General features: G+C 68.2%; 29 protein-coding genes. 13 read left to right on the forward strand and 16 right to left on the reverse strand.

Annotated features, from left to right (window positions below):
• The first annotated feature begins 8 nt into the window (after positions 1 to 8).
• Positions 9 to 791, forward strand: coding sequence for a glutamine amidotransferase (locus tag AC3WLY_RS28895; RefSeq protein WP_492308863.1), 783 nt, complete (start codon positions 9 to 11; stop codon positions 789 to 791).
• Here AC3WLY_RS28895 and AC3WLY_RS28900 read toward each other — a convergent pair.
• The 5 genes from AC3WLY_RS28900 to AC3WLY_RS28920 form a co-directional block, all read right to left on the reverse strand.
• Positions 714 to 1,448, reverse strand: a complete 735-nt coding sequence (locus tag AC3WLY_RS28900) for an autoinducer binding domain-containing protein (RefSeq protein WP_175961386.1) — start codon at positions 1,446 to 1,448, stop codon at positions 714 to 716. The two genes, AC3WLY_RS28895 and AC3WLY_RS28900, sit on opposite strands and share 78 nt — an antisense overlap.
• 82 nt (positions 1,449 to 1,530) lie before the next feature.
• The gene (locus AC3WLY_RS28905; RefSeq protein ID WP_175961387.1) at positions 1,531 to 1,959 is read right to left on the reverse strand and encodes a hypothetical protein; all 429 of its coding nucleotides are present in this window, start codon (positions 1,957 to 1,959) and stop codon (positions 1,531 to 1,533) included.
• Between the two features lie 59 nt (positions 1,960 to 2,018).
• Positions 2,019 to 3,557 carry a DHA2 family efflux MFS transporter permease subunit gene (locus tag AC3WLY_RS28910; protein WP_492308862.1) on the reverse strand — a complete coding sequence of 513 codons (1,539 nt, stop codon included), beginning with the start codon at positions 3,555 to 3,557 and terminating at the stop codon, positions 2,019 to 2,021.
• On the reverse strand, positions 3,554 to 4,921 hold the full coding sequence (locus tag AC3WLY_RS28915; protein WP_492308861.1) for an HlyD family secretion protein: 1,368 nt from the start codon (positions 4,919 to 4,921) through the stop codon (positions 3,554 to 3,556). The genes AC3WLY_RS28910 and AC3WLY_RS28915 overlap by 4 nt, the downstream gene beginning before the upstream one ends.
• 9 nt (positions 4,922 to 4,930) lie before the next feature.
• The gene (locus tag AC3WLY_RS28920) at positions 4,931 to 6,430 is read right to left on the reverse strand and encodes an efflux transporter outer membrane subunit (RefSeq protein WP_310142454.1); all 1,500 of its coding nucleotides are present in this window, start codon (positions 6,428 to 6,430) and stop codon (positions 4,931 to 4,933) included.
• A gap of 103 nt (positions 6,431 to 6,533) precedes the next feature.
• On the opposite strand from AC3WLY_RS28920, the gene AC3WLY_RS28925 reads away from it, so the two are divergent.
• Positions 6,534 to 7,370, forward strand: a complete 837-nt coding sequence (locus AC3WLY_RS28925; protein WP_175961391.1) for an AraC family transcriptional regulator — start codon at positions 6,534 to 6,536, stop codon at positions 7,368 to 7,370.
• A 120-nt stretch (positions 7,371 to 7,490) separates the two neighbouring features.
• Positions 7,491 to 8,858 carry a glutamate--cysteine ligase gene (locus AC3WLY_RS28930; protein ID WP_492308860.1) on the forward strand — a complete coding sequence of 456 codons (1,368 nt, stop codon included), beginning with the start codon at positions 7,491 to 7,493 and terminating at the stop codon, positions 8,856 to 8,858.
• Positions 8,859 to 8,877: 19 nt separating this feature from the next.
• On the opposite strand, the gene AC3WLY_RS28935 is transcribed toward AC3WLY_RS28930, so the two are convergent.
• Positions 8,878 to 9,990, reverse strand: coding sequence for a 3-deoxy-7-phosphoheptulonate synthase (locus tag AC3WLY_RS28935; protein WP_492308859.1), 1,113 nt, complete (start codon positions 9,988 to 9,990; stop codon positions 8,878 to 8,880).
• 372 nt (positions 9,991 to 10,362) lie between these two features.
• Here AC3WLY_RS28935 and AC3WLY_RS28940 point away from each other — a divergent pair, with 372 nt between their 5' ends.
• The 4 genes from AC3WLY_RS28940 (at position 10,363) to AC3WLY_RS28955 (ending at position 13,238) form a co-directional block, all read left to right on the forward strand.
• On the forward strand, positions 10,363 to 10,773 hold the full coding sequence (locus AC3WLY_RS28940) for an acyl-CoA thioesterase (protein WP_034184218.1): 411 nt from the start codon (positions 10,363 to 10,365) through the stop codon (positions 10,771 to 10,773).
• A gap of 28 nt (positions 10,774 to 10,801) precedes the next feature.
• On the forward strand, positions 10,802 to 11,449 hold the full coding sequence (locus tag AC3WLY_RS28945; protein WP_310142465.1) for a hypothetical protein: 648 nt from the start codon (positions 10,802 to 10,804) through the stop codon (positions 11,447 to 11,449).
• A complete protein-coding gene (locus tag AC3WLY_RS28950) occupies positions 11,446 to 12,009 on the forward strand; it encodes a shikimate kinase (RefSeq protein ID WP_425132637.1) in 564 nt (187 codons plus the stop codon). The genes AC3WLY_RS28945 and AC3WLY_RS28950 overlap by 4 nt, the downstream gene beginning before the upstream one ends.
• A gap of 521 nt (positions 12,010 to 12,530) precedes the next feature.
• A complete protein-coding gene (locus tag AC3WLY_RS28955) occupies positions 12,531 to 13,238 on the forward strand; it encodes an SDR family oxidoreductase (RefSeq protein ID WP_310142470.1) in 708 nt (235 codons plus the stop codon).
• 31 nt (positions 13,239 to 13,269) lie between these two features.
• Here the strand turns inward: AC3WLY_RS28955 and AC3WLY_RS28960 are convergent, their stop codons facing one another.
• Positions 13,270 to 14,235, reverse strand: a complete 966-nt coding sequence (locus AC3WLY_RS28960; protein WP_175961399.1) for a LysR family transcriptional regulator — start codon at positions 14,233 to 14,235, stop codon at positions 13,270 to 13,272.
• Positions 14,236 to 14,450: 215 nt separating this feature from the next.
• Between AC3WLY_RS28960 and AC3WLY_RS28965 the strand changes: the two genes are divergently transcribed.
• From AC3WLY_RS28965 to AC3WLY_RS28985, 5 genes are all read left to right on the forward strand, one after another.
• A complete protein-coding gene (locus AC3WLY_RS28965; protein WP_492308858.1) occupies positions 14,451 to 14,915 on the forward strand; it encodes a RidA family protein in 465 nt (154 codons plus the stop codon).
• 275 nt (positions 14,916 to 15,190) lie between these two features.
• Positions 15,191 to 15,610 (forward strand): organic hydroperoxide resistance protein, encoded by a 420-nt coding sequence (locus tag AC3WLY_RS28970; protein WP_072441379.1) that lies wholly within the window; start codon positions 15,191 to 15,193, stop codon positions 15,608 to 15,610.
• A gap of 66 nt (positions 15,611 to 15,676) precedes the next feature.
• Entirely contained in the window at positions 15,677 to 16,003 is a 327-nt protein-coding gene (locus tag AC3WLY_RS28975; protein ID WP_175961401.1) for a DUF4148 domain-containing protein, read from the forward strand.
• Between the two features lie 55 nt (positions 16,004 to 16,058).
• A complete protein-coding gene (locus AC3WLY_RS28980) occupies positions 16,059 to 16,388 on the forward strand; it encodes a DUF4148 domain-containing protein (protein ID WP_072441087.1) in 330 nt (109 codons plus the stop codon).
• Positions 16,389 to 16,634: 246 nt separating this feature from the next.
• On the forward strand, positions 16,635 to 17,351 hold the full coding sequence (locus AC3WLY_RS28985; protein ID WP_492308907.1) for a GNAT family N-acetyltransferase: 717 nt from the start codon (positions 16,635 to 16,637) through the stop codon (positions 17,349 to 17,351).
• Between the two features lie 48 nt (positions 17,352 to 17,399).
• On the opposite strand, the gene AC3WLY_RS28990 is transcribed toward AC3WLY_RS28985, so the two are convergent.
• The 4 genes from AC3WLY_RS28990 to AC3WLY_RS29005 all read right to left on the reverse strand — a co-directional run bounded on the left by AC3WLY_RS28990 (position 17,400) and on the right by AC3WLY_RS29005 (position 19,761).
• Positions 17,400 to 17,855 (reverse strand): MarR family winged helix-turn-helix transcriptional regulator, encoded by a 456-nt coding sequence (locus AC3WLY_RS28990; protein ID WP_492308857.1) that lies wholly within the window; start codon positions 17,853 to 17,855, stop codon positions 17,400 to 17,402.
• Between the two features lie 124 nt (positions 17,856 to 17,979).
• Positions 17,980 to 18,108: a hypothetical protein gene (locus AC3WLY_RS28995; RefSeq protein WP_256260697.1), complete on the reverse strand. Its 129-nt coding sequence runs from the start codon at positions 18,106 to 18,108 to the stop codon at positions 17,980 to 17,982.
• A complete protein-coding gene (locus AC3WLY_RS29000) occupies positions 18,105 to 18,476 on the reverse strand; it encodes a GFA family protein (RefSeq protein WP_175961404.1) in 372 nt (123 codons plus the stop codon). Before AC3WLY_RS29000 ends, AC3WLY_RS28995 begins: the two co-directional genes overlap by 4 nt.
• A gap of 184 nt (positions 18,477 to 18,660) precedes the next feature.
• Positions 18,661 to 19,761 carry an NAD(P)H-dependent flavin oxidoreductase gene (locus AC3WLY_RS29005; protein ID WP_492308856.1) on the reverse strand — a complete coding sequence of 367 codons (1,101 nt, stop codon included), beginning with the start codon at positions 19,759 to 19,761 and terminating at the stop codon, positions 18,661 to 18,663.
• Positions 19,762 to 20,205: 444 nt separating this feature from the next.
• Here AC3WLY_RS29005 and AC3WLY_RS29010 point away from each other — a divergent pair, with 444 nt between their 5' ends.
• The gene (locus AC3WLY_RS29010) at positions 20,206 to 21,669 is read left to right on the forward strand and encodes an MFS transporter (protein ID WP_492308855.1); all 1,464 of its coding nucleotides are present in this window, start codon (positions 20,206 to 20,208) and stop codon (positions 21,667 to 21,669) included.
• A 72-nt stretch (positions 21,670 to 21,741) separates the two neighbouring features.
• Here the strand turns inward: AC3WLY_RS29010 and AC3WLY_RS29015 are convergent, their stop codons facing one another.
• The 5 genes from AC3WLY_RS29015 to AC3WLY_RS29035 form a co-directional block, all read right to left on the reverse strand.
• Positions 21,742 to 22,635 carry a LysR family transcriptional regulator gene (locus AC3WLY_RS29015; protein WP_096470941.1) on the reverse strand — a complete coding sequence of 298 codons (894 nt, stop codon included), beginning with the start codon at positions 22,633 to 22,635 and terminating at the stop codon, positions 21,742 to 21,744.
• 93 nt (positions 22,636 to 22,728) lie between these two features.
• A complete protein-coding gene (locus AC3WLY_RS29020; protein WP_492308854.1) occupies positions 22,729 to 23,556 on the reverse strand; it encodes an alpha/beta hydrolase in 828 nt (275 codons plus the stop codon).
• Positions 23,557 to 23,806: 250 nt separating this feature from the next.
• A complete protein-coding gene (locus tag AC3WLY_RS29025; protein ID WP_034184203.1) occupies positions 23,807 to 24,190 on the reverse strand; it encodes a VOC family protein in 384 nt (127 codons plus the stop codon).
• Positions 24,191 to 24,213: 23 nt separating this feature from the next.
• Positions 24,214 to 25,176, reverse strand: a complete 963-nt coding sequence (locus AC3WLY_RS29030) for a hydroxymethylglutaryl-CoA lyase (RefSeq protein WP_492308853.1) — start codon at positions 25,174 to 25,176, stop codon at positions 24,214 to 24,216.
• A 29-nt stretch (positions 25,177 to 25,205) separates the two neighbouring features.
• The gene (locus tag AC3WLY_RS29035) at positions 25,206 to 26,396 is read right to left on the reverse strand and encodes a CaiB/BaiF CoA transferase family protein (RefSeq protein ID WP_492308852.1); all 1,191 of its coding nucleotides are present in this window, start codon (positions 26,394 to 26,396) and stop codon (positions 25,206 to 25,208) included.
• Between the last annotated feature and the right edge of the window lie 225 nt (positions 26,397 to 26,621).

Below are 26,621 nucleotides of genomic sequence, written 5' to 3' on the forward strand. Positions count from 1 at the left end.
CACACGACATGACGCACTCAGCACTTCGTCCGATCCTGATCGTCCTGCATCGCGAACAGTCGAGCCCCGGCCGGATCGGGCGGCTGCTCGCGGCTCGCGGCCATCCGCTCGACATCCGGCGCCCGCCGCTCGGCGATCCGTTGCCGGCGACGCTCGCCGATCATGCGGGCGCCGTGGTGTTCGGCGGCCCGATGAGCGCGAATGACGGCGATCGCTGGATGCGCGACGAGATCGACTGGATCGGCGTGCCGCTGCGCGAGGCCGCACCCTTTCTCGGCGTCTGCCTCGGCGCGCAGATGATGATCCGCCATCTGGGCGGCCGCGTGAGCGCGCATCGGGACGGGCGCGCGGAAATCGGCTATTGGCCGATCGCCGCGACGCCCGCCGGCCGACGGCTCGGTTCATGGCCGTCGCATGTCTACCAGTGGCATCGCGAGGGCTTCGAGCGCGTCGCCGGGCTCGAGATCCTCGCGACCGGCGAGCATTTCGAGAACCAGGCCGTTCGTTACGGGCCGCACGCTTACGGCGTCCAGTTTCACCCGGAAGTGAGCTATCCGATGATGCGGCGCTGGAGCACGGCCGCCGCGCACAAGCTGTCGGCGCCCGGCGCGCAGGATCTCGCGACGCAGGCAAATGAGGGCCGGCGGCACGACCGCGCGACGGCGGCATGGCTCAGCGCGTTTCTCGATCGCTGGCTCGCGGGCGCGCCCGCATCAGGTGGGCACCGTCACGTCGGAGATGCTGATCAGCCCCCACTCGACCGCGCGCAGCACGGCTTCGTGCCGACGTGACACGTTGAACTTGCGGCGGATATTCATGAAGTGGAAATTGATGCACGACTCGGTCACGTTCAGGATGTGGCCGATTTCCCACGACGTCTTGCCGGCCGCATGCCAGCGCAGGCATTCGACTTCCCGCCGGCTGAGCCGCGGCACGCTGTCGGGCGGTGCATGGCAATGCGTGCCGGCGATCGCTTCGCACGCGATGTCGCGCAGCAGCGTCAGCGCCGCGAGATGGCGGTCGCAGCGCTCGCGCGTCCGGCCGAGGTCGTCCGCGCTTGCGCACGACAGCATGCCGACCTCCCCTTTCGCGCCGCGCACCGGCAGCACGACGCCGCTGCGCATGCCGTACGCGTACGCCGCTTCGTAGCACGGCCGCTGCTCGGGCAGCGCGAACAACGCGTCGTCCCAGACGAGCGGCAGCGCCGAGCGGAAGCAATGCCGCAGCATCGGGTCGACGCGGTCGAACTGGCGCTGCCGGTACAGCGCCGTCCATCCGGGCACGCCGCTGCTCCACTTGCGCGCGAGATCGAACGACGCGCCGGTAAACGGCAACACGATCAGCACGACCTTGTCGAACCCCATCCCGGCGGCCGCGTCGGTCATCCGCTGCCATGACGCGTCCGTGTCGCCGGGTACCAACCATTTCAGACAATCCAGTCCATTCATACAAGCCACCCCGTTTAGTTGGAATCTGCATTCAGGCGGACTTGCGCAACCGGTTCGAGGCGTTGCGCGCGAACGGGCCGCGCTAGAGCGCCTCAGTCAGGCGTCGCCGGCCCGCCTGCTTCGCGTCTTCGAGCGAAGCCGTCACGTCGAGCGGAATCCCGAACGCCTTTTCGATGCCGGCCGCGTTCGCGATGGCCGCTTCGCGCTCCTTCGGGTCCGGTTCGATCGTGACGAGCGCGCGGCAGACCTCGGCGAGCGCGGCACGGTTCTGCTTGAGCCACATGCCGCGCTCCTTGCGGTCGTCGTGCGGTTCGTCCGGGCGGGCCGGCGGAAAGATCATGACAAACGGCTCGCCGTGCCGCATCAGCGTGTGCATGTCGTCGAGCCAGCGCTGCGCGTAGCCGGCCGCGATCGCATCGTTGCGCACGACGACGAGCGGAAATTCCGTGACGTCGAACACGGCAAGCGTCGCCAGGTCGGACGGCGTTTCTCCAGCGTGGTGGGTATGCATCGGGTCAACCTCCATCGAATTGAACAGCATGGGTCGGAACGGGCCGCGCAGCGCCCGCTTCATCGTTTCGCGGCGGCGCCGGGGCCGAACGGCGGGCGGGCGAGCCACACCACCGCGATCACGGCGAGATACACGCAGCCGAGCGCGAACGAAATGTCGTTGAACGAAATCTGGTAGGCCTGTGCATCGACCAGGTTGCCCAGCAGCATCGCCGCACGCTGCGGATCGCCGCCGCCGAGCCGCGCGACTTCGGCCCGCACGGCCGGATCGAACGCGCTCACGTGCTCGCTGAGCTGTGCGTGATGCAGGATCGCGCGCCGGTCCCACAGGAACGACGTGATCGACACGGCGAAGCTCGCGCCGAGCGTGCGCAGGAACGTCGACAGGCCGGAGCCGGCGGCGATCTCGTCCGGCTTCAGATCGGACAGCAGGATGCTGTTGATCGGCATGATGAACAGCGCGAGGCCGAGGCCCTGCAGCAGCTGGATCAGCGCGATGTGCGTGAAGTCGATGTCCGGCACGAAGCCCGCGCGCAGGAACGACGACGTGCCGAGGATCGCGAACGCGCAGCACACGAGCACGCGCATGTTGAAGCGCGGCGCATACTTGCCCATGAACGGCGTCATCAGCACGGGGATCACGCCCATCGGCGCGACCGCGAGCCCGGCCCAGAACGCGGTGTAGCCGAGCGTGCGCTGCAGCCACTGCGGCACGATCACGTTGACCGCGAAGAACGCCGAATACGCGAGCACGAGCGTCAGCGTGCCGGCCGCGAAGTTGCGATGCGCGAACAGCCGCAGGTTCACGATCGGGTTCGGTTCGTTGAGCTCCCAGATCAGGAACAGCGCGATGCCGAACGCGGCGACCACCGACATCACGACGATGAACGTCGAGTTGAACCAGTCGGCTTCGTTGCCCTTGTCGAGCACGATCTGCAGCGCGCCGACGCCGACCACGAGCGCGGCGAGGCCGACGTAGTCGACACGCGCGGCGACGGTCGTCTCGACGCGCGCGCGCATCTGCGCGAATACGCACATCGCGGCGAACACGCCGATCGGCAAATTGATCAGGAACGCCCAGCGCCACGAGTAATGCTCGGTGACCCAGCCGCCGAACACGGGGCCCGCGATCGGCGCGACGACGGTGACCATCGCGATCATCGACAGCGCGAAGCCGCGCCGCTGCGGCGGGTAGATCGACAGCATCAGCGCTTGCGTGGTCGGGATCATCGGCCCGGCCACCAGGCCCTGCAGCGCGCGGAACGCGACGAGTTGCGGCAGGTTTTGCGCGAGGCCGCACAGCAGCGACGCAAACGTGAACGCGAGCGTCGCCCACACGAACAGCCTGACCTGCCCGATGCGCTTGACGAGAAACCCGGTCAGCGGCAGCGCGATCGCATTGCTGACCGAGAACGTCGTGACGACCCATGCGCTTTGCGTCGTGCTCACGCCGAAGTTGCCGGCGATCGTCGGCAGCGACACGTTCGCGACGGTGCCGTCGAGCACCTGCATGAAGACCGCGAGCGCGAGGCCGAAGGTCGTCAGCGCGACGCTCGACGGACGAAAGCCGGCATCGGCGGCCGCCATCGGGCCGCTCATCGCACACGCTCCGTGCGCACCGCGGCGGGCTGGTTCGCATGCACGACGTCGGCGATCAGGCTGTCGGCGCGCGCGAGCTCGTCGCGGTACACGTCGGTGCGGAACACGGGCGCGCGTTGCTCGCGATGCGACAGCATCGCACCGCTGCGGTCGTGCTGGTCGACGCGTGCGTGCATCGACAGGCCGATCCGCAGCGGATGCGCGTCGAGCTGGGCCGGGTCCGTCAGTTCGATGCGCACCGGCAGCCGCTGCACGATCTTGATCCAGTTGCCGGTCGCGTTCTGCGCCGGCAGCAGCGAGAACGCGCTGCCGGTGCCGACGCCGAGGCTCTGCACGCGCCCGCTGTAACGCACCGAGTCGCCGTACAGGTCGGCGGTCAGTTCGACCGGCTGCCCGATGCGCATGTGCTCGAGCTGCTTCTCGGTGAAGTTCGCGTCGACCCACAGCTCGCGCAACGGCACGACCGCGAGCAGCGGCACGCCGGGCGACACGCGCTGCCCGACCTGCACCGTGCGCTTCGCGACATAACCGGTCACGGGCGCGACGATGTCGGTGCGGGCGCGCGCAAGGTACGCGGCGCGCAGCCGTGCGGCCGCGGCCTGCACGTCGGGATGCGACGCGACCGCGGTGTCGTCGACGAGCGCCTTGCTCGTCTGATGCTGCTCGCTCAACGTCGCGAGCGCGCTTTGCGCGGCCGCATACGCGCTTTGCGCGGACGTCAGCGTATCGCGCGCATGCGCGAGCTCCTCGCGCGAGATCGCACCGGAGCGGCCGAGATCCTCGCGGCGGCTGTAGTCGGCCTTCGCCTTGTCGAGCGCGATGCGTCGCGCGTCGAGTTCGGCGCGCGCGCCGTCGATGCTGTTCGCGAGCCCGCGCTCGTTGCTGTACAGGCCGCGCACCTTGCGTACCGTTGCCGCGAGGTCGGCCTGCGCGGCCGCGAGCGCGATCTGCGCGTCGCTCGCGTCGAGACGGACGAGCGGCGTGCCGGCGCGCACGAGGTTGCCGTCGTCCGCGTCGATCGACACGACGGTGCCCGTCACCTGCGGCGTCAGCTCGACGACGTTGCCTTGCGCGTATGCGTTGTCGGTGGCTTCGTACCAGCGGCCGACGAGCACGTACCAGATGCCCCAGCCGACGATGCCGAGCGCGAACACGGCGACGAGCGCGCGCACGAGGTGCTTGCGTCGCGCGGGCGGCGGCGGTGTCGCGGGTGCGGCGCCGCCCGGTGCCGGTTGCGTGCGCGCGTCCGGGCCGCCCGGTGCGCGCGGCGCACCGGTATGGTCGGCCGCCGGGTTCTGGCGGGCGCTGGCGGGATCGGCGGCTGCGGGCCGCGCGGGAGTCTGCAGGGGGTTGTCGCTGCTCATGGTTCGATGTCAAGGACGGTGGGAAGGAGTGGCGGCGAGCGCGGCGTCGTCCGGCTCGGCGCGGAAGCCGCCGCCGAGCGCGGCGACGAGCTGCAGCGACTGGTCCGCGCGCTGCGCCCGCAGCGCGGCGACCTCGCGGCTTGCGATCAGCAGTTGCTGGCGCACGACGAGCGCGTCGAGGTAGCTGCCGACGCCGGCCCGGTAGCGCGCGTCCGCGAGCCGCCACGCATCGGTGGCGGAGTCGAACGCAAGCTGCTGTGCATCGGCCTGCACGGCGAGCGAGCGCAGGCGGTGCAGATCGTCGGCCACCTCGCCGATCGCACCGATCAGCGTCTTGTTGTAGCCGGCGACCGCGAGGTCGTATTGAGCATCGCGCCTGCGCAGCACGCCGCGCCGCTCGCCGCCGTCGAAGATCGGCAGGCTCACGGCCGGACTGACGTTGTAGGTGCGCGACGCGGCCTGGAACAGCGATGCGCCGCCGCGTGTCGCGAGCCCGATCAGCGCGGTGAGACTCACGTTCGGCAGGAACTCCGCGCGGGCGGCTGCGACGTTGCGGCTCGCCGCCTCGACCCGCCAGCGCGCGGCGACGAGGTCGGCGCGCCGGCCGAGCAGCGCGGCCGGCAGATCGGCCGGCACCGCCAGCGCGGCGGCCGGCAGCGGCGCGGGACGCACGAGTTCGAGCCCGCGATCGGGGCCCGCACCGAGCAGGATCGCGAGCGCGATGCGCGCGCTGTCGATCGTCTGCGCCGCGCGCGCCTGCTCGCGCGTCGCGGCTGCGACCTCGCTTTCCGCCTGGCGCTGTTGCGCGACGTTGTCGATGCCTTTCGAGACGCGCTGGCGCGTCAGCGTGAGCGCCTCGTCGGCGCGCTCGTATTCGGCGCGCGCGACGTCCTGCTGATCGAACGCGTACGCGAGGTTCACGTATGCGCGAGCGACGTTGACGGACAGCAGAACGCGCGCGGCCTGCGCATCGATCCGCGCGGCACGCGCTTCGCCGAGCGCGGCTTCCCATGCGGCGCGGCGGCCGCCCCACAGATCGAGATCCCAACTGAAGCCGAGATTCATCTCTCGCGTGTGGCTGAAGAAGCCGCCGCCTTCGCCCGCCGAGAACTGGGTGCCGGACAGCCGTTCGCCCTTCGCGCTCGCGCGGCCGACGACGTGCGGCACGCGCGCGGCCTGCGCTTCGATCACCAGCGCCTGCGCTTCGCGTGCGCGCGCATCGGCGGTTGCGAGATCGGGATTGCCGGCGAGCGCTTCGTCGATCAGCGCATTCAGTTGCGCATCGTTCAGCGCGCGCCACCAGTCGGCGGCCGGCCAGTCCGCGGCCGGCGCATGCGCGAGGCTGCGCGACGCGGCAAGCGTATCGGCACCGCGCAGCGTGCCGGCGGGCGCAAGCCCGTCGCGGCTCGCGCACGCGCCGAGCACGGCGAGCACCGCGGCGACGGCCATCCGCGACACGACGCGCAGCGCGCCGGCATCGCGTGTCCAGGGAGCAAGTGCTGCATGCATCGCATTCCTCTGCTTCGTATCGGTTTGAACACGACATGCATTGTTGGACGCACCCTGACAAAGCTGATAATGTTGTTTAGACAAAAAATAATGAATTCCGGCCATGCCCATCCGTGATGCTTCTCCGCCGCGCGCCGTACCGCGCGCCGACATCGATCCGAGCGAACGTGCGGACGGCCCGTCGCTGATCGCCGTGTGGGGCGAAGACGACGGCAGCAACGCGTATCAGCTCGGCACCCGCGAGGTCGACTGGCACAGTCATCTGCGCGGCCAGGTGTTCTGCGTGGAAAGCGGCTTCGCGCACGTGCGCACGCCGCACGGTTCGTGGCTGCTGCCGCCGCATCGCGCGGGCTGGATTCCGCCGGGCGAGCAGCACAAGGTCAGCATCAGCGGTGCGTTGAGCGGCTGGAGCGTCGTGATCGCACCGGCCGCGAGCCGGCGGATGCCGGGCCAGCCCTGCGTGATCGCGATTACCGACCTGATGCGCGCGCTCGTGCGGCGCGCGGTGTCGTGGGCCGACCAGGACCGGCTCGACATCGAGCAGGCGCGCATCAGCGTCGTGCTGCTCGACGAGATGCGCCGCGCGCCGCACGAACCGCTGCACTTGCCGATGCCGCACGACCGGCGGCTGCTGCGGATCGCCAACGCGATCCTCGGGCAGCCGCACGACAGCCGCACGCTCGAAGCGTGGGCCGAATGGGCCGGCTTGTCCGCACGCACATTGAGCCGGCTGTTCGTCGCGGAAACCGGCACGAGCTTCGCGCAATGGCGGCAGCAGGCGCGTCTCACGCACGCGCTCGAACGTCTCGCGAACGGCGACAGCGTCGCCAACATCGCGGACGCGCTCGGCTACGCGACGCCGAGCAATTTCATCGCGATGTTTCGCCGCGCGTTCGGCGATTCGCCCGCGCATTACTTCGCGAAGCGCAAACAGCCGTAGCGCGACGCGACTGCGCACCGCCCCCTATCACCCCTGCCAGTACTGCGCCTGCATCGACGCCGCTATAGTCGCCGTGCAACCGGCCGGTCGGTTGCTCAATACGCCATGTGGAGGGTGTCGATGTCGAATGCCGTCGGATCGGACAACACGCCGATCGTCTCAGAGCAGCAACTCGCCGATCATCTGGCCGCCGGCTGTAAGCCGGCCGCGCAGTTCCGGATCGGCACCGAGCACGAGAAGTTCGTCGTCGCTCGCGCGACGCACGCGGCCGCGCCCTACGACGGGCCGTCCGGCATCGCCGCGGTGCTCGAGCGGCTGCGCGGCGACGGGACGCCGATCGTCGATGCCGGGCGGATCGTCGGCGTGATCCGGCGCGACGGCGCGGCGATCTCGCTCGAACCGGCCGGCCAGCTCGAACTGTCGGGCGCGCCGCTCGACACGCTGCACGACACGCATGCCGAATTGCATGCGCACCTCGCCGCGGCTCGCGCGGCGTGCGATCCGCTCGGCCTGCGCTGCGCGCCGCTCGGCTTTCACCCTCACCTGTCGCGCGCGGCGCTGCCGTGGATGCCGAAGCAGCGCTACGGGATCATGCGACGCTATATGCCGCGCGTCGGCACGCGCGGGCTCGACATGATGCAGCGCACCTGCACCGTGCAGGTCAACCTCGATTTCTCGTCGGAAAGCGACATGGCGCGCAAGATGCGCGTGTCGCTCGCGTTGCAGCCGGTCGCGACCGCGCTGTTCGCGAATTCACCGTTCTGCGAAGGCCGCCCGTCCGGCCTGCTGTCGACGCGCGCACATACGTGGCTCGATACCGACGAGGATCGCTGCGGCGCGCCGGCATTGTTCCTGTCGCGCAGCTTCGGCTTCGAGCGCTACGTGAGCTGGCTGCTCGACAACGTGCCGATGTATTTCGTGCGGCGCGGCGACCGCTACGCGGATGCGACCGGGCGGACGTTTCGCGATTTCATGCGGCGGCGCATTCCGCATCTCGAAGGCGACACGCCGACGCTCGGCGATTTCGCGGACCACCTGACGACGGTATTCACCGAGGTGCGGCTGAAGCGCTATCTCGAGATGCGCGGCGCCGATGCCGGCTCGCCCGACATGATGATCGCGCTGTCCGCATTCTGGACCGGCCTGCTGTACGATCCGGCCGCGCTGTCGGAGGCCGAGACGCTGGCCGCCGCGATCGATCGCGGCGCGCTGCTGGCATTGCGTCGCGACGTGCCGCGTCTCGGGCTCGATACACCGGTCGACAGCCGCCCGTTGCGTGCGTTCGCGGCCGATGCGCTCGCAATCGCGCATCGCGGCCTGCGCGCGCGGGCGCGCCTGGATGCGGCCGGCCGCGACGAATCCGTGTATCTCGCGCCGCTCGACGAGATCGTCGCCGGCGCGCCGACCCAGGCCGAACACTGGCTCGCCCGCTATCGCGACGCGTGGGCCGGCGACGCGACGCGGATCTACGACGAAGCCGAAATCTGACGGCGTCGCGCCGGGCCGCTCATGCGCAGCATGCGAGTAGCGGCTCGTGCGCGAACTCGATGCCGGGCATCGGCGCATGGCCCTGCCGCCGTGCCCGAACCGCGTGCGCGAGCGTCTCGAAGAGCCCGGCGGTGTCGGCGAACGACAGGCACGCGTCGGTGATGCTCTGCCCGTAGCGCAGCGGAACGCCGGGCACCAGGTCCTGTCGCCCTTCGATCAGGTTCGACTCGATCAGCACGCCGACGATGCGCGTATCGCCGGCCGCGACCTGCGCGGCGACGTCCGCGCCGACGCCCAACTGATTCCGGAACTGGCGGCGGCTGTTGCCGTGACTGACGTCGATCATCACGCGCGGCGCGAATTGCGCGGCCGCCATGCGCTCGCATGCGGCATTCACGGCGGCCGCGTCGAAATTCGGTTCGTGTCCGCCGCGCAGCACGACATGCGTATGCGGATTGCCGGACGACGCCGCCGCGCACAGCCGGCCGCATGCATCGACCGACAGGAAGCGGTGCGCGCGCGCGGCCGCGCACATCGCATCGACGGCCACCTGGACGTTGCCGTCGGTCCCGTTCTTGAAGCCGATCGGGATCGGCAGCGACGACGCGAGCTCGCGATGCACCTGGGATTCCACCGTGCGCGCGCCGATCGCGCCCCATGCGACCAGATCGGCCAGGTAGCGAGGCGACAGCGGATCGAGGAATTCGGTCGCCGCGGGCATCTCCGCGCCGTTGATGTCGCACAGCAGCGCGCGGGCGGCATGCAGCCCGGCGTCGATCCGCTCGCTGCCGTCCAGCAGCGGATCGTTGACGAGCCCTTTCCAGCCGACCGTCGTGCGCGGCTTCTCGAAGTACACGCGCATCACGATTTCCAGCTCGTCCGCAAACCGCGCGCGTTGCAGCGCGAGCCGCGCCGCATAGTCGCGCGCGGCGGCCGGGTCGTGCACCGAGCACGGGCCGGCGATGACCACGAGACGGTCGTCCGCACCGTTCAGCACGTCGGTGATCGCGCGACGGGTCGTATGGACGGTGCGCGACGCGCGCAACGCCGGCTGCAGCGCGCCTGCCAGATCCGCGGGGGTCGGCAAGCGCAGCACGGCGTCACGGTCGGTCGTCCAGGCGTTTGCATGCATGGGGACTACCCTCCTGTCGATAATTCGGTGGATTTTTTACTACAACGCGACTTTATTGAATGGTTCTTTTGGCGCGCAACTAACATATTTATCAGTTTCCAATTCATAAGCTTATGAATGACGGAAATAAGCGGGTTATCGGCATGGGTCATGCCTGTTTTGGCAATGCGGGTCGGGTCGGACATTCGGTTTTTGCATGGAAATAAGGGGCGCTTTGACGGAAGCGGAGAGCCGTATCACATGGCCTTCGGCGGCGGGCCGCTATCCGTTCTGATAGTGGTGTCCCGATAGGCTTTCGATTAATTTTCTGGTGCCTGACAGGCCAGTCAGGTTCGAATATATAAATCAACCAAGTTATTCCGGAGAGTCACCATGTCGAAGCGTCATTACGAAACGCCCATTCACGTCAAGTATCGCGATACGGATTCGATGGGGCATGTGAGCAGTCCCGTCTATTACGACTATCTGCAGCATTCGTACCTCTGCTACATGTTCGATCTCCTCGGCTTGCCGCGAAGCGAGAAGTTGCCGCACATCATGGTGAAGACGCAGTGCGAGTACCTGGCGCCGGCGCAGTTCGGCGACAACCTGACGATCCGGTCGAGCATCGTGCGCTTCGGCAGCAAGAGCTTCGATCTCGAGCACCTGATGGAGCGCGACGACCAGACGATCGTCGCGCGCGGTATGTCGACGCACGTGATGTTCGATTACGCGAACAACACGACGCTGGCCGTGCCCGACGAGTTCAAGACGCGCGTGCTCGAATTCCAGGGTTCGCTGTGATGCGCGCGCGCCATGTCGGGAGCGACACGTGAGCTGCGCGGTGGCGCGCGCGCGGCGCCGGATCGGCGCGATCGTCGAGCGGCGCGACGATCGCGCGATCGTCATCGTCCGGCATGCCGCGCATGCATTGCTCGAACCGGCCGCGCTCGACCGGCACCGTGCGCTCGCAAGCCGCCATGAGGACGAACTGGAAGTGTTGCTGCAGCCGTGCGGTGGCGCGCACGACGGCGTGCGGCCGCTGCTCGGCCGGTTGCGGGACGCCGGCGTGACCGTCGCGCTCGACGCGGCGACGCTCGCGCACGATGCGTCGCTGCTCGAGTTCGCGAGCTGGATCACGCGGTGCGCGGCGCCCGGCGACACGGCGGAGCCGCGCGACGACGCAACCGTGCCGAGCGGCACGCTGTTCTGCGGCCTCGTCATGCGCTGGCGCGATCTGCGCAACGGCGGGCGGCGGCCCGAGCGCGACGGGACGCCCGAGCGTACGCCGCGGAGCATCGCGGCGGATGCGGCCGAGCACATCGCGACCGGCGATCCGGACGGGCAGGTGCTCGGCGCGCTGCTCGACGCCGACGGCGCGTCGACCGGCGCGGCGCTCGACACGCTGTCGGACGCGGTGCGCGCGCGGCGGATCTGCCTGGCGACGCGGGCCGGCTGGCCGCTCGCCCGGCGGCTATGAGCGCCGTCGTCGCGGCGGCCGACGTGCGCGCGCTGCCCGCGCGCGCCTTTCTGGTCGGCATGATGGGCGCGGGCAAATCGACGCTCGGCCGCGCGCTCGCCGCATCGCTCGGCTGGACGTTCGCCGACAGCGACGACGAGATCGAGCGGCGTACCGGCCGTTCGGTCGCCGTGCTGTTCGACATGGTCGGCGAAGGCGGCTTCCGGCTGCTCGAAACGCATATCGTCGACGAGCTGACGCAGCGCCCGAACGTCATCGTGGCGACCGGCGGGGGCGCGGTGCTGGATTCGCGCACCCGCGCGCGACTGAGCGAGCGCGGCTGCGTGATCTATCTGCATGCGCATCCGGACACGCTGTGGCGCCGTACGCGCGACGACGCGCGGCGGCCGCTGCTGCGGGTGGCCGAGCCGCGGCAAACGCTTGCTGCGCTGTACCGCATGCGCGACCCGCTGTATCGCGAATGCGCGCATGCGCTCGTCGATACGACCGCGCAGGGTGTCGCGCGTGCGACGGCCGAAGTGTTGACGGTGTTGCAGGCGCGGATGAGCGCACCGGGTTGAATGCGTGCATTCGTTTCAAGACCGTCGCCGGCCGGGGCAGCCGCGCCTTGACGACCGCTTCCCTGCCGTCGAATCGATGGAGCGTCGCATCGGAATGGTCTGGACGGTGACGTCAGGCACGTTTCTGAAACGGCGAGTTTTGATTCGTAATAGTGCCATTGTGATAAGAAAAGTTATCCGGATGGATGCATCGATTTATCCAACTGCGTGTGCCGTTACAGACAAATCGGCTCGTCAAGCGGCGGGAAAGTCGGTTTCCCGGTGAGGTTGCGCCACGCTTCAAGCGCATCGACGCGCTTGCGCGCGACGTCGGGCGCCGCTTCGCGTCGCCTGCATCCGCATGTCGACCCGCCGCTCTGACCCGAGAAAACCGGCCCTCCGCGCATTTGTTCCCGCGACGCAAGACTGTTGCTCCACGGTGGGTGTTCGAAATCGCGATCGGCGCGCCTACAGTTCGCCCATCGGATTCATCGATCCGGTCGGCACTGAAGCCGAACACCATTCACCTGTCGAGGTATGTCATGAGCACATCCAAAGTCATCATCGTCACCGGCGCATCGCAAGGCATCGGCGCGGAAACGGTCAACGCGTTCCGCGCGCGCGGCCATCGCGTCGTCGCGACTTCCCGTTCGATCGGGCCGTCGAACGATCGCGATCTCGTCACCGTCACAGGCGACATCGGCGATCCGGCCGTCGCGCGCCGCGTGGTCGATGCCGCGATCGAACGCTTCGGCCGCGTCGACACGCTCGTCAACAACGCCGGCGTGTTCATCGCGAAGCCGTTCACGCAGTACACCGCGGACGACTACGCGCAGGTCACGAGCGTCAACCTGAACGGTTTCTTTTACGTTACGCAGCGCGCGATCGCCGCGATGCAGCAGCACGGCAGCGGGCACGTAGTCAGCATCACGACGAGCCTCGTCGATCACGCGAACAGCAACGTGCCGTCGGTGCTCGCGTCGTTGACGAAAGGCGGATTGAATGCGGCGACGAAATCGCTCGCGATCGAGTATGCGAAGGCCGGCATCCGTGTCAATGCCGTGTCGCCGGGCATCATCAAGTCGCCGATGCATGCACCCGAAACGCATGCGACGCTCGCGTCGCTGCATCCGGTCGGCCGCATGGGCGAGATGAGCGACATCGTCGACGCGATCCTGTATCTCGACTCGGCGCCGTTCGTCACCGGCGAGATCCTGCACGTCGACGGCGGCCAGAGCGCCGGGCACTGAGCATCGGCATCGAAAGAACGAGCCGGCGTGCCTATCGCGATGCGGCGGCTCGTTTGGTGCGCGCACCGCGCGCCTGCCCGGCGGGCGCGCGTTCCAGATGCTCGACGAGAAAGTCGACGAACACGCGCACGCGCGACGACAGAAAACGCGCATGCGGATACAGCAGCATGAACGGCCGCGACCGGCCGCCAAGGCCGGGCAGCACCTCCACGAGCGTACCGGCGCGCAGATCCTGTTCGACGATGAAGCGGTAGGTCTGGAACAGGCCCGCACCGCTGCGCGCGAGCGTCACGCCGGCGAGGACGTCGCCCGACGTACTGTAGTTGCCGGTCGTCGCGATATCGATCTCGTCCGATCCGTCGTCGAACAGCCAGGGAATCGGCCGCCCGCTGCTCGGCAGCTCGAACTGGATGCATTCGTGCGCATGCAGATCGTCGATGGCGGTCGGCGTGCCCGCGCGCTTCAGGTAGCCGGGCGTCGCGACGATCACGAGTTCGGCGTCCTCCAGCTTGCGCGCGACAAGGTTCGAATCGGCGGGCGCGCGGCCGCGGATCGCGAGATCGAAGCCCTCTTCGGCAAAGTCGATGTTGCGGTTGCTCAGGTGGGTTTCGACGCGTACGTCCGGATAGCGCTCGCGAAACGCGGGCAGCAGCGGCAGCACGCGATAGTGTCCGTACGGCGTCGGCATGCTGATCCGGAGCACGCCGGCGGGCGTTGCCTGCTGGCCGGTCGCTTCGCGTTCCGCGTCGACGAGCTGCGACAGCGCATCGCGGCATTGCTCGAAATAGCGCCGGCCGGAATCGGTCAGGCGGATCTGTCGTGTCGTGCGCACGAACAGCCGCACGCCGAGACGCTCCTCGAGCCGCGCCACCGACCGGCTGACCGCGGCCGGCGTGACGCTCGCCGCGGTTGCCGCCAGCGTGAAGCTGCCGAGTTCGGCGGCGAGACAGAACAGCTCGATGCTGCCCAGCAGCAAGTCGTCGAATTTGCGTTGCATGGTGCCGTTCCTGCCGTCTCCGGTGTGGGGCGCGCGATGAAGCAACGAGTGTGCATGAATATCGCGCGGGAAACCAGCGAGCACGCGTGGCGCGATTCGTTACATCGTGTCCCGAATCAATTGCGCCGCTGACATTTACCGGCTTCGGCCGCATGACTAGAGTGACTGACAGGCAACACCGATCGCCCGATCCATTTTCCCGCAAGGAGAACGACATGACCGTCGAACAGAAGCTGGCCGAACTCGGCCTTGCATTACCCGAACCGCCGAACCCGCTCGGCAGCTATACGGCTGTCAGCGAAGCCGGCAACCTGCTGTTCGTATCGGGACAACTGCCGCTCGTCGACGACAGGATCGCCTATACCGGCCGCGTCGGCGAGCAGTTGAGCGTCGACGAAGGCCGCGACGCCGCGCGGCTTGCGGCGCTGAACGTGCTCGCGCAGATCCGCAGGCATCTGGGCGGGTTCGATCGCCTGCGCAAGATCGTGCGCGTCGAGGGGCATGTGAGCTCGGCCGACGGTTTTTACGGACAGCCGGCCGTGATCGACGGCGCGTCCGACCTGTTCGCCGCCGCGCTGGGCGGCAAGGCGGGACACGCGCGTTCGGCGTTCTCCCAGCGCCAGTTGCCGGCCGACGCGGCCGTCATCCTCGTCGTGATCGCCGAGATCGACCCGGCCTGACGTATCGGCTGCGCCGCGGGGCGGCCATCCACTCCGCGAGCGTTTCCGCCCACCCTGCCCGGCATTCGTCGCCTGCCCCGTTACCTTGCATATCAGGGCTCGATCGGCCGAAAGCCTTGTCCGGCAAAGCCCGACACGTTCCGGATACATTGAAATACAAAATAGCGCATGCGATTTAATCGAATGCGCTTGACACGGGTGGCCGCCTCGACGAAACTCCATCGCATGCGATCGAATCGCATCTGAGAAAAACCTGCCAACTGACGGAGCAAATGATGAGCAAGATCGAAAAAGTGCTGTACACGGGCAAGACGCATACGACTTCGGGCGGCCGCGACGGCTCGGCACGCAGTTCCGACGGCCGCCTCGACATCCAGTTGTCGTCGCCGGGCAGCGCCGGCACCGGCACCAACCCGGAACAATTGTTCGCGGCCGGCTGGTCGGCCTGCTTCATCGGTGCGATGCAGCTTGCGGCGCGCGCCGCGAAGGTGACGCTGCCGGCCGATCTCGCCGTCGACGCCGAAGTGGATCTCGGCACGGCCGGCAACGCGTACTTCCTGCAGGCCCGGCTGAACGTGAGCGTGCCGGGGCTCGATCGCGACGTCGCGCAGCGCATCGTCGATGCCGCGCACCAGACCTGCCCGTATTCGAAGGCGACGCGCGGCAACATCGACGTCGAAATCCGTATCGCGTGAACGCTGCATCGGGCGGCCGAGCGCCGCCCTGCCGAACTCCCGACTCTTTTCCTATCGAGGCAAATGATGAATACCCGATTGATCTCCGCCCTTCTCGTCGCCGTTTCGGCCGCTGTTGCCGCTCCGGTGTTTGCCAGTGAAAGCACCGTGACGCGTGCGCAAGTGCGTGCCGAACTCGTGCAGCTTCAAACGGCCGGTTATCCGCTGAATCGCGCCACCGACGCGACCTATCCGAGCGATCTGCAGGCCGCGCTGACGCAGATCCATGCGGCCGATGCCGTTGCGGCCAACGAGCAGGCATCCGGCTACGGCAGCAACGGCGAGGCCGTGACGCAATCGGGCCGCCTGCATGCCGTCAGCGTAGCCGAACGCTCGGTGTATTTCGGTCATTGAACGCCGTGCGCCGATACGTGACCCCTGAATTCTTTTTATTCCTGTTCCGAGGTGAATGATGAAAACCCAACTGATCGCTGCCCTTCTCGTCGCCGTGTCGGCCGCCGTCGTCGCGCCGGCGAATGCGAGCGAAAGTACCGTGACGCGTGCGCAGGTGCGTGCGGAACTGGCCGCGTTGCAGCAGGCCGGCTACCTGCCGAACCGCCCCAACGACCCGAACTACCCGGACAATCTCCAGGCGGCGCTGAGCCGGATTCGCGACAACGGCGTAGCCGCGGCCGATACGATGGCGTCCGGTTACGGCAATGACGCCGACGGCGTGACGCAGTCCGGCAGCCGCAGTGCGGTTCGCACGGCCGAGCGCTCGATCTATTTCGGTCATTGAGCATTGCACGACGGAATCGGCCGTCCACGTCCGTCACATAAAGCGCATGCGATGTAATCGTGTGCGTTTTTATATTTGGGGCGTCCGGATTTGCATCGACGTCTTCCGGATATGGATCACCGAGAACGAAGAAGGCCAGCGCACGTGTGTCAGGCCAATGACGCGATCCATGTCGTTGCGGGGCGACCTGCCCGGTCGATCCGGTCTATTCTGTGCGGCACGAAATCTTCAATCGAGGAGCAGCCGATGCCGGAAGCCACGACCGGAAACACGACGGGCGATGCACACCCGCTCGACCATGTCGTCTGGAATGCGCTCGCGGGCAAACAGAGCCGCTTTGCGCTCGGCAGCGACCGCGCGCTGCGGTTTCCGGCGGCCATTGCGCCGTTCGCCGCGATCGCCGACACGAGCCAGGCATCGTTCGATGCGTTGCGCGAACTGATCGCCGCGCACGGGCCGGCCGCGCTGGTCACGCCGGACGAGATCCCGCCGCCGGCGGGATTGCCGGTGATCCGGCGCGCGGCGTTGCTTCAAATGATCTGGCAAGGGACGCCCGATCCGGCGCATGCATCGGAGCATGTCACGCTCGCCGAAGCCGACGTGCCGGACATGCTCGCGCTGACCACGGCCGCGCAGCCCGGCCCGTTCGGCCCGCGCACGATCGAGCTTGGCGACTATATCGGCGTACGCAGCGAAGGCCGGCTGGCGGCGATGGCCGGCGAGCGGATGCAGGTCGACGGGTATACCGAGATCAGCGCCGTCTGCGTGGATGCCGCGTTTCGGCGGCAAGGGCTTGCGGCGCGGCTGATCCGGTCGTTGATCGCGGCGATCGGTGCGCGCGCGGAAACACCGTTCCTGCACGTCCTCACGTCGAACCAGGTCGCGATCGAACGCTATCTCGCGCTTGGTTTTGTCGTCCGTCGCGAAATGAACCTGCTGGTGCTGGGCGACGAACACGCATGACGACGCGGCCGACGCGATACGCGCATCGGCCGCTTGTTGCCTGCGTGTTTAGTCTTCGGTCGACCGGATCAGGTTGCCGCGCAGCGTGACGATTGCCTTCTGCACCTTCGCGAATTCGTCCGGCTTCAACCCGGTGGCTTCGACCAGGTTCATGTCGAGCCCCTTCTCGCGCACGCGCCGGCCGCTCTTCGTCAGGCTGACGAGCACCTGGCGCTCGTCCGACGGATCGCGGTGCCGCTCCAGGTAACCCATCGCCTCGAGTTTCTTCAGGATCGGCGTCAACGTATTGGATTCGAGGAACAGCTTCTCGCCAAGCTGGCCGACCGTCTGGTTGTCCTGCTCCCACAGCGCAATGATCGTGATGTATTGCGTATAGGTGAGGCCGAGCTCTTCGAGGATCGGCTTGTACGCCTTGCCGAACGCGAGGTTCGCCGAGTAGATCGCAAAACACAGGAACTCGGACAGCTTCGGCGCGGCGGGCGATGGGGCTTCGGTCGGTTTCATGAACTTCCTCCAGCGACGCGAACGGCCGCAGATACACACATTATATATCGCGTGCGATCTTATCGGAAGCATGATAATCGGTCTCGATGAACCGGGGCGATGGAGAAACGCGGTCGGATCGTCGTCAGTCCTGCCTGCGGCGCTTGCCGGATTGCAACCGGCTTTCCGACAGCAGCGAGCATTGCACCGGATGCGCGATTTCGGTCGCGAGCCCGCCCGCGGCAAACAGCAGGATCATCAGCCAGCGTTTCATGCGTCCTCCACGACCGACAGGCTCGCGCCGTTTGCGACGGTTGCGTCGAGCGCATACGGATCGACGCCGTCGAGGCAGCCGAGATTGACGCGCCAGCATGCGGGGTCCATGCGTGTCTGATGGAACGGATAGACGCCGCAGCGGCTGCAGAAATAGTGGCGGGCCGTGTGCGTGTTGAAGCGGTAGCACGTCAGTGCGCCCTCGCCTTCGACGATTTTCAGGTGGTCAGCGGGAAACATCGGGCTCATCAGCGCGCCGCGCCGGCGGCACAGGCTGCAGTTGCAGCGAACCGCCGGCTCGATAGCGGCTTTCACTTCGAATTTGACGGCCCCGCAATGGCAGGACCCTTTGAACCAGGTTGCAGACATGATGTGCTCTCGAAGAGTCATGCCTGCTTTATAGCGGACGCCTGAACCTGCGTTGTATCGCACTGTATCCGCGGTCTGCGCAGATACAGAGCATTGCAAATCGATGGCAGCCGGAACACGTTCGGCGCGGCGATCCGAAGCACGGATCGCCGGCACGTGTGCGCGGTTTGCCGGCCGAGCGCGATCAGTCCAGCGCGTGCTGCAAGCGTTCGATCGCGGCCCGCGTTTCACGCTCGAGCGTCGCGAACAGCTCGGCGGCTGGCAACGAGCGGACGAGCGTCGCCGCCTGCCCGGCCCACTGCGCGCCGTAGCCGAATTCTCCCTGCGCCTTCGCGGCCGCATGCAGCGCCTTGCCCGCGTCGTACGCGATCGGATACGCGGGCGTGGCCGGCGCGTGCGGGTCGTCGCCGAGCGCGGTCAGCCGGTTCGCGATGCCGCGCGCGATCCGGCCCGAGATCGCGGACGTCAACGTCGTGCGGCGCGCCGCGTCGCCGAGGATCGCGCGGCGATAACCGTCGTCGATCGACGTCTCCGGGCATGCGACGAACGCGGTGCCGAGCTGCGCGGCCTGCGCGCCGAGCGCCAGCGCGGCGGCGATGCCTTCGCCATCCATGATGCCGCCGGCAGCGATCACGGGCAGCGCGCATTCGCGCACGATCAGGCGCGTCAGCGCGAACGTGCCGAGGCGGTCGTCGTGGGCGGTCGAATCGAACACGCCGCGGTGCCCGCCGGCTTCGATGCCCTGCGCGACGATCGCGTCGATGCCGGCGGCGGCGATCTGCCGCGCTTCGTCGAGATTTGTCGCAGTTGCGAACAGCGTGATGCCCGAGCGCTTCAGCGCGGCGATCGCGTCCGCGGACGGCAGCCCGAAATGGAGGCTGACGACGGCCGGCTTTTCTTCGGCGAGCATCGCCTGCATCGCTTCGTCCGCGACGAAGCTCGTATAGATCTCCGACAGCGATGCGGGCGGCGTCGCACCGTATGCGTGGAACGCCGGCGCGAGCCAGTCGAGCCACGCGCGTTCGACGGCTGCGTCGGCGCGGGCCGGACGATGGCAGAACACGTTGACGTTGAACGGCCGGTCGGTGAGCGCGCGCGTGTCGCGGATCATCTTGCGCGCGCCGTCGGCGTTCGTCGCGCCGACGCCGAGCGAGCCGAGCCCGCCCGCGTTCGACACGGCGGCAGCGAGCGCCGGCGTGCCGACGCCGGCCATCGGCGCCTGGATGATCGGTGTGCGAACGCCGAGCGCGCGCAACAGCGTCCGGTTATCGGTCGGGTGATTCATGTCGGTTACCTCCTGGTGGCGGTCGAATCGCGAACATGCCGCGTCGGCAGAGCACGATAACCCCGTGCATATGTTTCATGGGGCGGCGTTCGTGCCGGCGCCCGCGCAACGCGCCTCATGGTTTTCCCGGCCCGCCCGGTTGCACGAGAGCGAACCGGATCCGGTGCGCAACCGCGCGCCGCGCAGGCCGCACCGGCCTTCCCCCGCGAATGACGCCCGCCGCGCGTTCGTACCCTTTCTGAGCGGGAAAGGACGCTTGATACATCCGCAATTATCGCGTGCCGCCGATTCGCCCACCATGAGCCGGACGATCGGTGCAGCCCGCGCAGCCGGCCCTTTCATGGGCGTTGCGGTGCGTGCCGCCCTATCGTGCGGCCGGGCGCATCATGCCGGCCGCGAACGGCCGGGCCGTGCGCCACGGCATATCGACAATCAGGAGACACGATGAACAGCCAATCCCTCGATCTGGGCGGCAACGCGGGCGGCCCCGCGTCCGCATGGCCGCCGGCCGCATCCGCCGGCGTCGGCGCCGATGCGGCGGCCCTCCCCGCGCGCCGCGTCACGCTCGGCGATTTCATGGACGACCTGCCGGTCGGTGCATTGCACCGGTTCGTCGTGTGGGTGATCGGCATCGGGCTGTTCTTCGACATGTACGAGATCTTCCTCGTCAGCACGATCGGCTCCGCGTTGCAGAACGAATACGGGTTGAGCCGGCAGAGCACCGATTTCAAGCTGCTGCTGGCATCGGCGTTCATCGGGATGTTCGTCGGCGCGATGTGCCTCGGCAGCCTCGCCGACCGCATCGGCCGGCGCAAGGCGTTCCTGCTGACGCTCGTGTGGTACAGCGCGTTCTCGCTGGTCGGCGCGTTCTCGGTGAATGCCGACATGCTCGTCGTGTGCCGCTTCCTGACCGGCATCGGCGTCGGCGCGATCTATCCGGTCGCCGACAGCTTCCTGTCCGAAATCCTGCCGAAGGAAAAGCGCGGGCGGCTCGCCGCGTGGGCCTATACGACTTCCTATGTCGCGGTGCCGCTCGTCGGCTTCCTCGCGCTGTGGCTGAACCCGCTGCATGTGGCCGGCGTGGCCGGCTGGCGCATCATTCTCGCGATCGGCAGCCTCGGCGCCGTGTACGTGCTGTTCGTCCAGCACCGTCTGCCGGAGAGCCCGCGCTGGCTGCTCGCGCAAGGCCGCACCGCCGACGCGCACGCGGCGCTGCGGCGCTTCGCGGAAGGCACCGGCGTGCGGGTGCCCGAGCACTTCGCGGAATCGGCCGAACCGCAACGGCCGCTCGGGCTCGGCGAGCGCATCGCGCTGCTGCGTCGCGAGCCCTACGGCGCGCGCTACCTGATGCTCGCGGTCTTTCACCTATTCCAGGGCTTCGGCTATTACGGCTTCGGCACGCTGGCCGGCACGGTCGTGAAGAGCCGCGGCTTCGACGTGACGGACAGCACGCTGTTCATCGCGCTGTCGTTCGTCGGCTATCCGATCGGCTCGCTGCTGTCGATCCCGCTGCTCAACTGGATCGAACGCCGCACGCTCGTGATCGCGTCGATCCTGTCGATCGCCGTATTCGGGCTGTGCTTCGCGTACTCGGGCAATACCGCGCTGATTGTCGGCTTCGGATTGCTGACGACCTGCGCGTCGAACGTGTTCAGCAACGCGTATCACGTGTACCAGGCCGAGATTTTCCCGGCGCGCGTGCGCTCGACGGCGATCGGCAGCACGTATTCGCTGTCGCGCATCGTCAGCGGCGGGCTGCCGTTCGTGCTGCTGCCGGTGCTCGGCAGCTACGGCGCGGGCGCGATGTTCGGCGTGATCTCGGTCGCGCTCGGCATCGTCGCCGTCGCGCTGCGCGTGCTCGGGCCGCTGACCACGCGGCGCAGCCAGGACGAAATCAATCCGGTGTAATCCAGTGGTGCAATGCGGCGGCCGGCACGGGACGCACGCAGGCGTGCCCCGCGCGTCGCCGTTTCGGCGCAGTCAGCGTGCCGACATGAAATCGAACAGCTTCGCGATGTCGGTCGTCAGCACGGTGCCGGCCTTGACGCCGACCCACAGCGTGCGCGTCGCCCACGCGTCGTCGAGCTTCACGACCCCGAGCCGCGCGGCGCGCTCGCCGGTCACCGCATCGCGCGGCAGCACGCCGATGCCGAGCCCGGCCTCGATCATCCGGCTCACGCCGTCGAAATTCGATACCTGGATCCGCACTTTCAGCGAGCGTTCGGCCGCGAACGCGGCGTCGGTCATGCGCGCGAGCAGCGAACTGCCGTCGCTCAAGCCGACGTAATCCTCGTCGAGCGTATCCGCGAAGCGGATGCTGTCGCGTGCGGCGAAGCGATGCGCGCGCGGCACGAGCAGCACGAGCTCGTCGCGCCGGTACAGCCGCCGTTCGATGCCCGGTGCCGGCACGTTGTCGGCGAACACGCCGAGATCGGCCTTGCCGGACCCGAGCGCATCGACGATCTCGTGGCTCAGCCGCTCCTCGAGGCTTACCTTGATGCCCGGGTTGTCGGTGAGGAACGCGGCGAGATCGGCGGGCAGGAACTGGACGATCGCGGACGTATTGGTCCACACGTGGATATGGCCGCGCACGCCGGCGACGTAGTCGCTCATCTCGTGCGCCATCCGGTTGACCTGCTCGATCACCTTCGCCGCATGGTCGAGCAGCGCGCGGCCCGCGGGTGTCAGTTCGACGCCGCGCGCATGCCGGACGAACAGTGCGCTGCCGGTCACGCTTTCGAGTTCGGCGATGCGCTTGCTGACCGCGGACAGCGTGAGCTGGCCGTGTTCGGCCGCCTTCGTCAGGCTGCCGTGTTCGGCGACGAGCGCGAACACGCGCAGCGACTGCAGATCGAAATGAAGCGGGTTCACCATGTCGTGGATCCTGGGAAGGCCGTACGGCGCGCGCCATCGTCGCGGCGGCCTGACGCCGATCATACGCCCGGCCGTGCGCGCGATATCGCGCGACTAGCGCGGCGCGATCGCCTGCAACGCGGAGAGCATCGCACCGTCCGGCTTCGCGAGATCGTCGAGCACCGCGAAGTGCTGCATGCCGGGCAGCCAGGTGCGCGCGATCCGTTCGCCGGCCGCTTCGCACGCCGATGCGTATTCATGTGCTTGCCGGATGAGTTCGGGCAGTTCGGCGTCGCCGACCGCGACGACCGTCGGCGCGCCGGGCCCGATGTGACGTAGCGGGCTGTACGCTTCGACCTCCTGCGCGGTGAGCTGCAGCTTGTCGTTCAGGCAGCACAGCGAAATCGGTTCGAGATCGACGAGCGGGCTGATCGCGAGCGCTGAAACGACGGCCGGATGCGCGCGATGCACGGCAGTCAGATGGCCGCCCGCCGAATGCCCGCTCAGATGGATCGGCCGGTTCGCGGTGCCGAGGCCGTCGGGGTCGGTGACGAGGAAATCGAGCAGCGCGCCGATCTCGCCGACGATGTCGGTCATCGTCGCGACCGGCGCAAGTGTGTATTCGGCAAGCACGACGTCGAAGCCGCGCGCGAGCGGCCCGCTCGCCGCGTACGCGAAATCCTCTTTCGTGCAGTGTTGCCAGTAGCCGCCATGAATGAACACGAACAGCGGCGCGTCGGGCAGCCCGCACGGCAGCCAGTCGAAGCGCTGCGCCGGTTGCGCGCCGTAACGCAGGTCGCGGCGGCCGGGTGTCGCGTCGTACAGCGCTGCGCTACGCGTCTGGCACGACGCGAGCAATGCCGGGAAATCGGGAATAGCCTTCGTGTTCAGGTAGGCGGCGTCGAGCGCCGCGCGGTCCATGCCGCGATAGAGGATCGTCATTCGGGGAGTGTCCGGGGCGGGTTGCGGAGGTGCGGGGCAGGTTCGTCATGCCCGCTGCGAAGGCGTCGGCCGAACCGACGCGTTCGCACCATTATCCGCAGCGCGGCCGGGCCCGGCTATCCGGATTCGGCGGGTGCGGCGCGGGCCTGTCCGCTTTCGGCGAAAGACTGCGACGCCGCGCGCGCATCGTGCCGGTGCCCGCGCAACCGGACGGATCGAGCCGATCGATACGCCGAAGCGGCGCCACCGGTCAGATCAACTCGGAGATCTCGATCAGGTTCAGGTCGGGGTCGCGCACGTAGACCGAACGGATCTTCTGCGTCGCACCCGTGCGTTCGACGGGCCCTTCGACGATCGGCCATTCGACGCGCTTCAGGTGCGCGATCACGTCGTCGAGCGGCACCGACGCGATGAAGCACAGGTCGAGCGCGCCGGGCACCGGCACATGCGCTTTCGGTTCGAACTCCGCGCCGCGCACGTGCAGGTTGATCTTCTGGTTGCCGAAGCGGAACGCAAGCCGGCCGGCGCCGAAGGTTTCGAGCTGCATCTGCAGCACCTCGGTGTAGAAATGCTTCGTCCGGTCGGGATCGACGCAGGTCAGCACGAGATGGTCCAGGTGATCGATCAGCGCCATGGGAATCGCTCCTGTGTTCCTGTTCATGAGAATGCGCGCTGCGCAGGCATGTCGCCGGCGTCGGCGCGCGGTGGCGGATGAAGATCCGAGCGGCGCCCGGCCTTCAGGATCTGGCTCGGCACGTCATGCCCGATCAACGCGGGCAGCCGTGCCGACGCGGCCAGCACGCACGCGAGGTCGATGCCCGTATCGTAGCCGTCCAGTTCGAGCATGTGCACGAGTTCCTCGGTGCACGCGTTGCCGGTCGCGCCCGGCGCATACGGGCAGCCGCCGAGCCCGCCGAGCGACGCGTCGAAGCGGTCGATGCCCGCGTCGAGCGCCGCGAGCGTATTCGCGAGCGCCATCCCGCGTGTGTTGTGAAAATGCAGCGTGAGCTGCAGCGCGCCGAAGCGCTCGCGGGCGCGCCCGGACAGATCGCGCACCTGCGACGGAAACGCCATGCCCGTCGTGTCGCACAGCGTGAAGCCGTGCACGCCGAGATCCGCGAAGCGCTGCATCCACGCGAGCACGGCTTCGGCCGGCACGTCGCCTTCCATCGGGCAGCCCATCGCGGTCGACAGCGACACGTTGATCGCGACACCCGAGCCGCGCACCGCGTCGCTCACGTCGCGCAGCTGCGCGAACGACTGCTCGCGCGTCATCCGCAGGTTCGCGCGGTTGTGGCTCTCGCTCATCGACATCACGAGGTTCACTTCATCGACGCCGCACGACAGCGCGCGCTCGGCGCCGCGCACGTTCGGCACGAGCACCGTATAGACGACGCCCGGCGCGCGCGCGATGCCGTGCATCACGGCCTCCGCGTCGCGCAATGCGGGGATCGCCTTCGGCGACGTGAACGACGTGACTTCGATCTTCGCGTAGCCGCATGCGCTCAATGCATCGACGAGCGCGATCTTGTCGTCGGTATCGACGAACGCAGCTTCGTTCTGGAAACCGTCGCGCGTCGCGACTTCGTGGATATAGAGCCGTTTGTGTCGAGTGCTCATGATGTCGCCTCTTGTCTCCTGTTGCCGGTTCAGATCACGCCGCGCGTGCGCCAGTCGCCGCGCGTCGCGGCATCGATGCCGATCGATTCGAGTACCGCATCGGTATCCGCGCCGAGCGCGGGCGCCGCGCGTTCGATACGCCCCGGCGTCGCGCCGAGTTTCGGCACGATGCCCGGCACCAGCACAGGCGTGCCGTCCGGCAGCGCGGCGTCGACGATCATGTCGCGCGCGCGGTAATGCGGATCGGCCGCGATGTCGGCCACGTCGTAGATGCGCCCGGACGGGATGCGCGCGTCGTTCAGCGCGGCCAGCACGTCGCCGAGATCGTGGCGCGCGCTCCACGCGCCGATCGCCGCGTCGATGCGCTCGACCTGCGCGACGCGGCCGTCGTTGTGCGCGAGCGCGGGATCGCTGCCGAGATCGGGCCGCCCGATCAGCTCCATCAGGCGCCGGAAGATGCTGTCGCCGTTGCCGGCGATCAGCGCGTACCTGCCGTCGCGGCAGCGGTACGCATTGGTGGGCGCGATGCCGGGCAGGCTGCTGCCGGCCGCCTCGCGCACCGCGCCGAACGCCGAGTATTCGGGCAGCAGGCTTTCCATCATGTTGAACACCGATTCGTACAGCGCGACGTCGACGACCTGCCCGTTGCCGCCCTGCTGCTCGCGATGCCGCAGCGCGAGCAGCACGCCGATCACGCCATGCAATGCCGACAGCGAATCGCCGAGCGAGATGCCGACGCGCACCGGCGTGCGGCCGGGCTCGCCGGTCAGGTGCCGCAAGCCGCCCATCGCTTCGGCGATCACGCCGAAGCCGGGGCGGTCGCGGTACGGGCCCGTTTGCCCGAAGCCCGACACGCGCAGCATCACGAGCCCCGGATTGATCGCGGACAGCGCGTCCCAGCCGAGCCCCCAGCCTTCGAGCGTGCCGGGCCGGAAGTTCTCGATCAGCACGTCGGTCCCGGCGACGAGCCGGCGCACGACGTCCTGCCCTTCGGGCGTGCGCAGGTCGAGCGTGAGCGAGGTCTTGTTGCGCGACTGTGCGGCCCACCAGACCGATGTGCCGTCGTGCAGCAGCCGCCATTTGCGCAGCGGGTCGCCGACGCCGGGCGGCTCGATCTTGATCACGTCCGCGCCGAATTCGGCGAGCATCCGGCCCGCGAACGGCCCGGCGATCAGTTGGCCGAGTTCCAGCACGCGGATGCCGTCCAGGGGGCGCGTCATGGCTGTCTCCGATGAAATCGTGTTGTCGATGACGGCGATCATGACGGCGTTCGCGCACCGCGAAAATCGCTCGATGCTCAACCAGCCTTTCCGAAACGGAAAGGCGCGCGTCGGCGCGATCGCTGCATTCGTTCTGGCACGGCGTGCGTCAGCCTTTCCATCCGGGAAAGCGCGCTCGCGCAACGGTCAAGCGACGCCGTGCGCGCCGCCGGCAGAATCGATCCC

The sequence above is a fragment of the Burkholderia sp. FW306-1C-G01B genome (genome assembly GCF_058781685.1).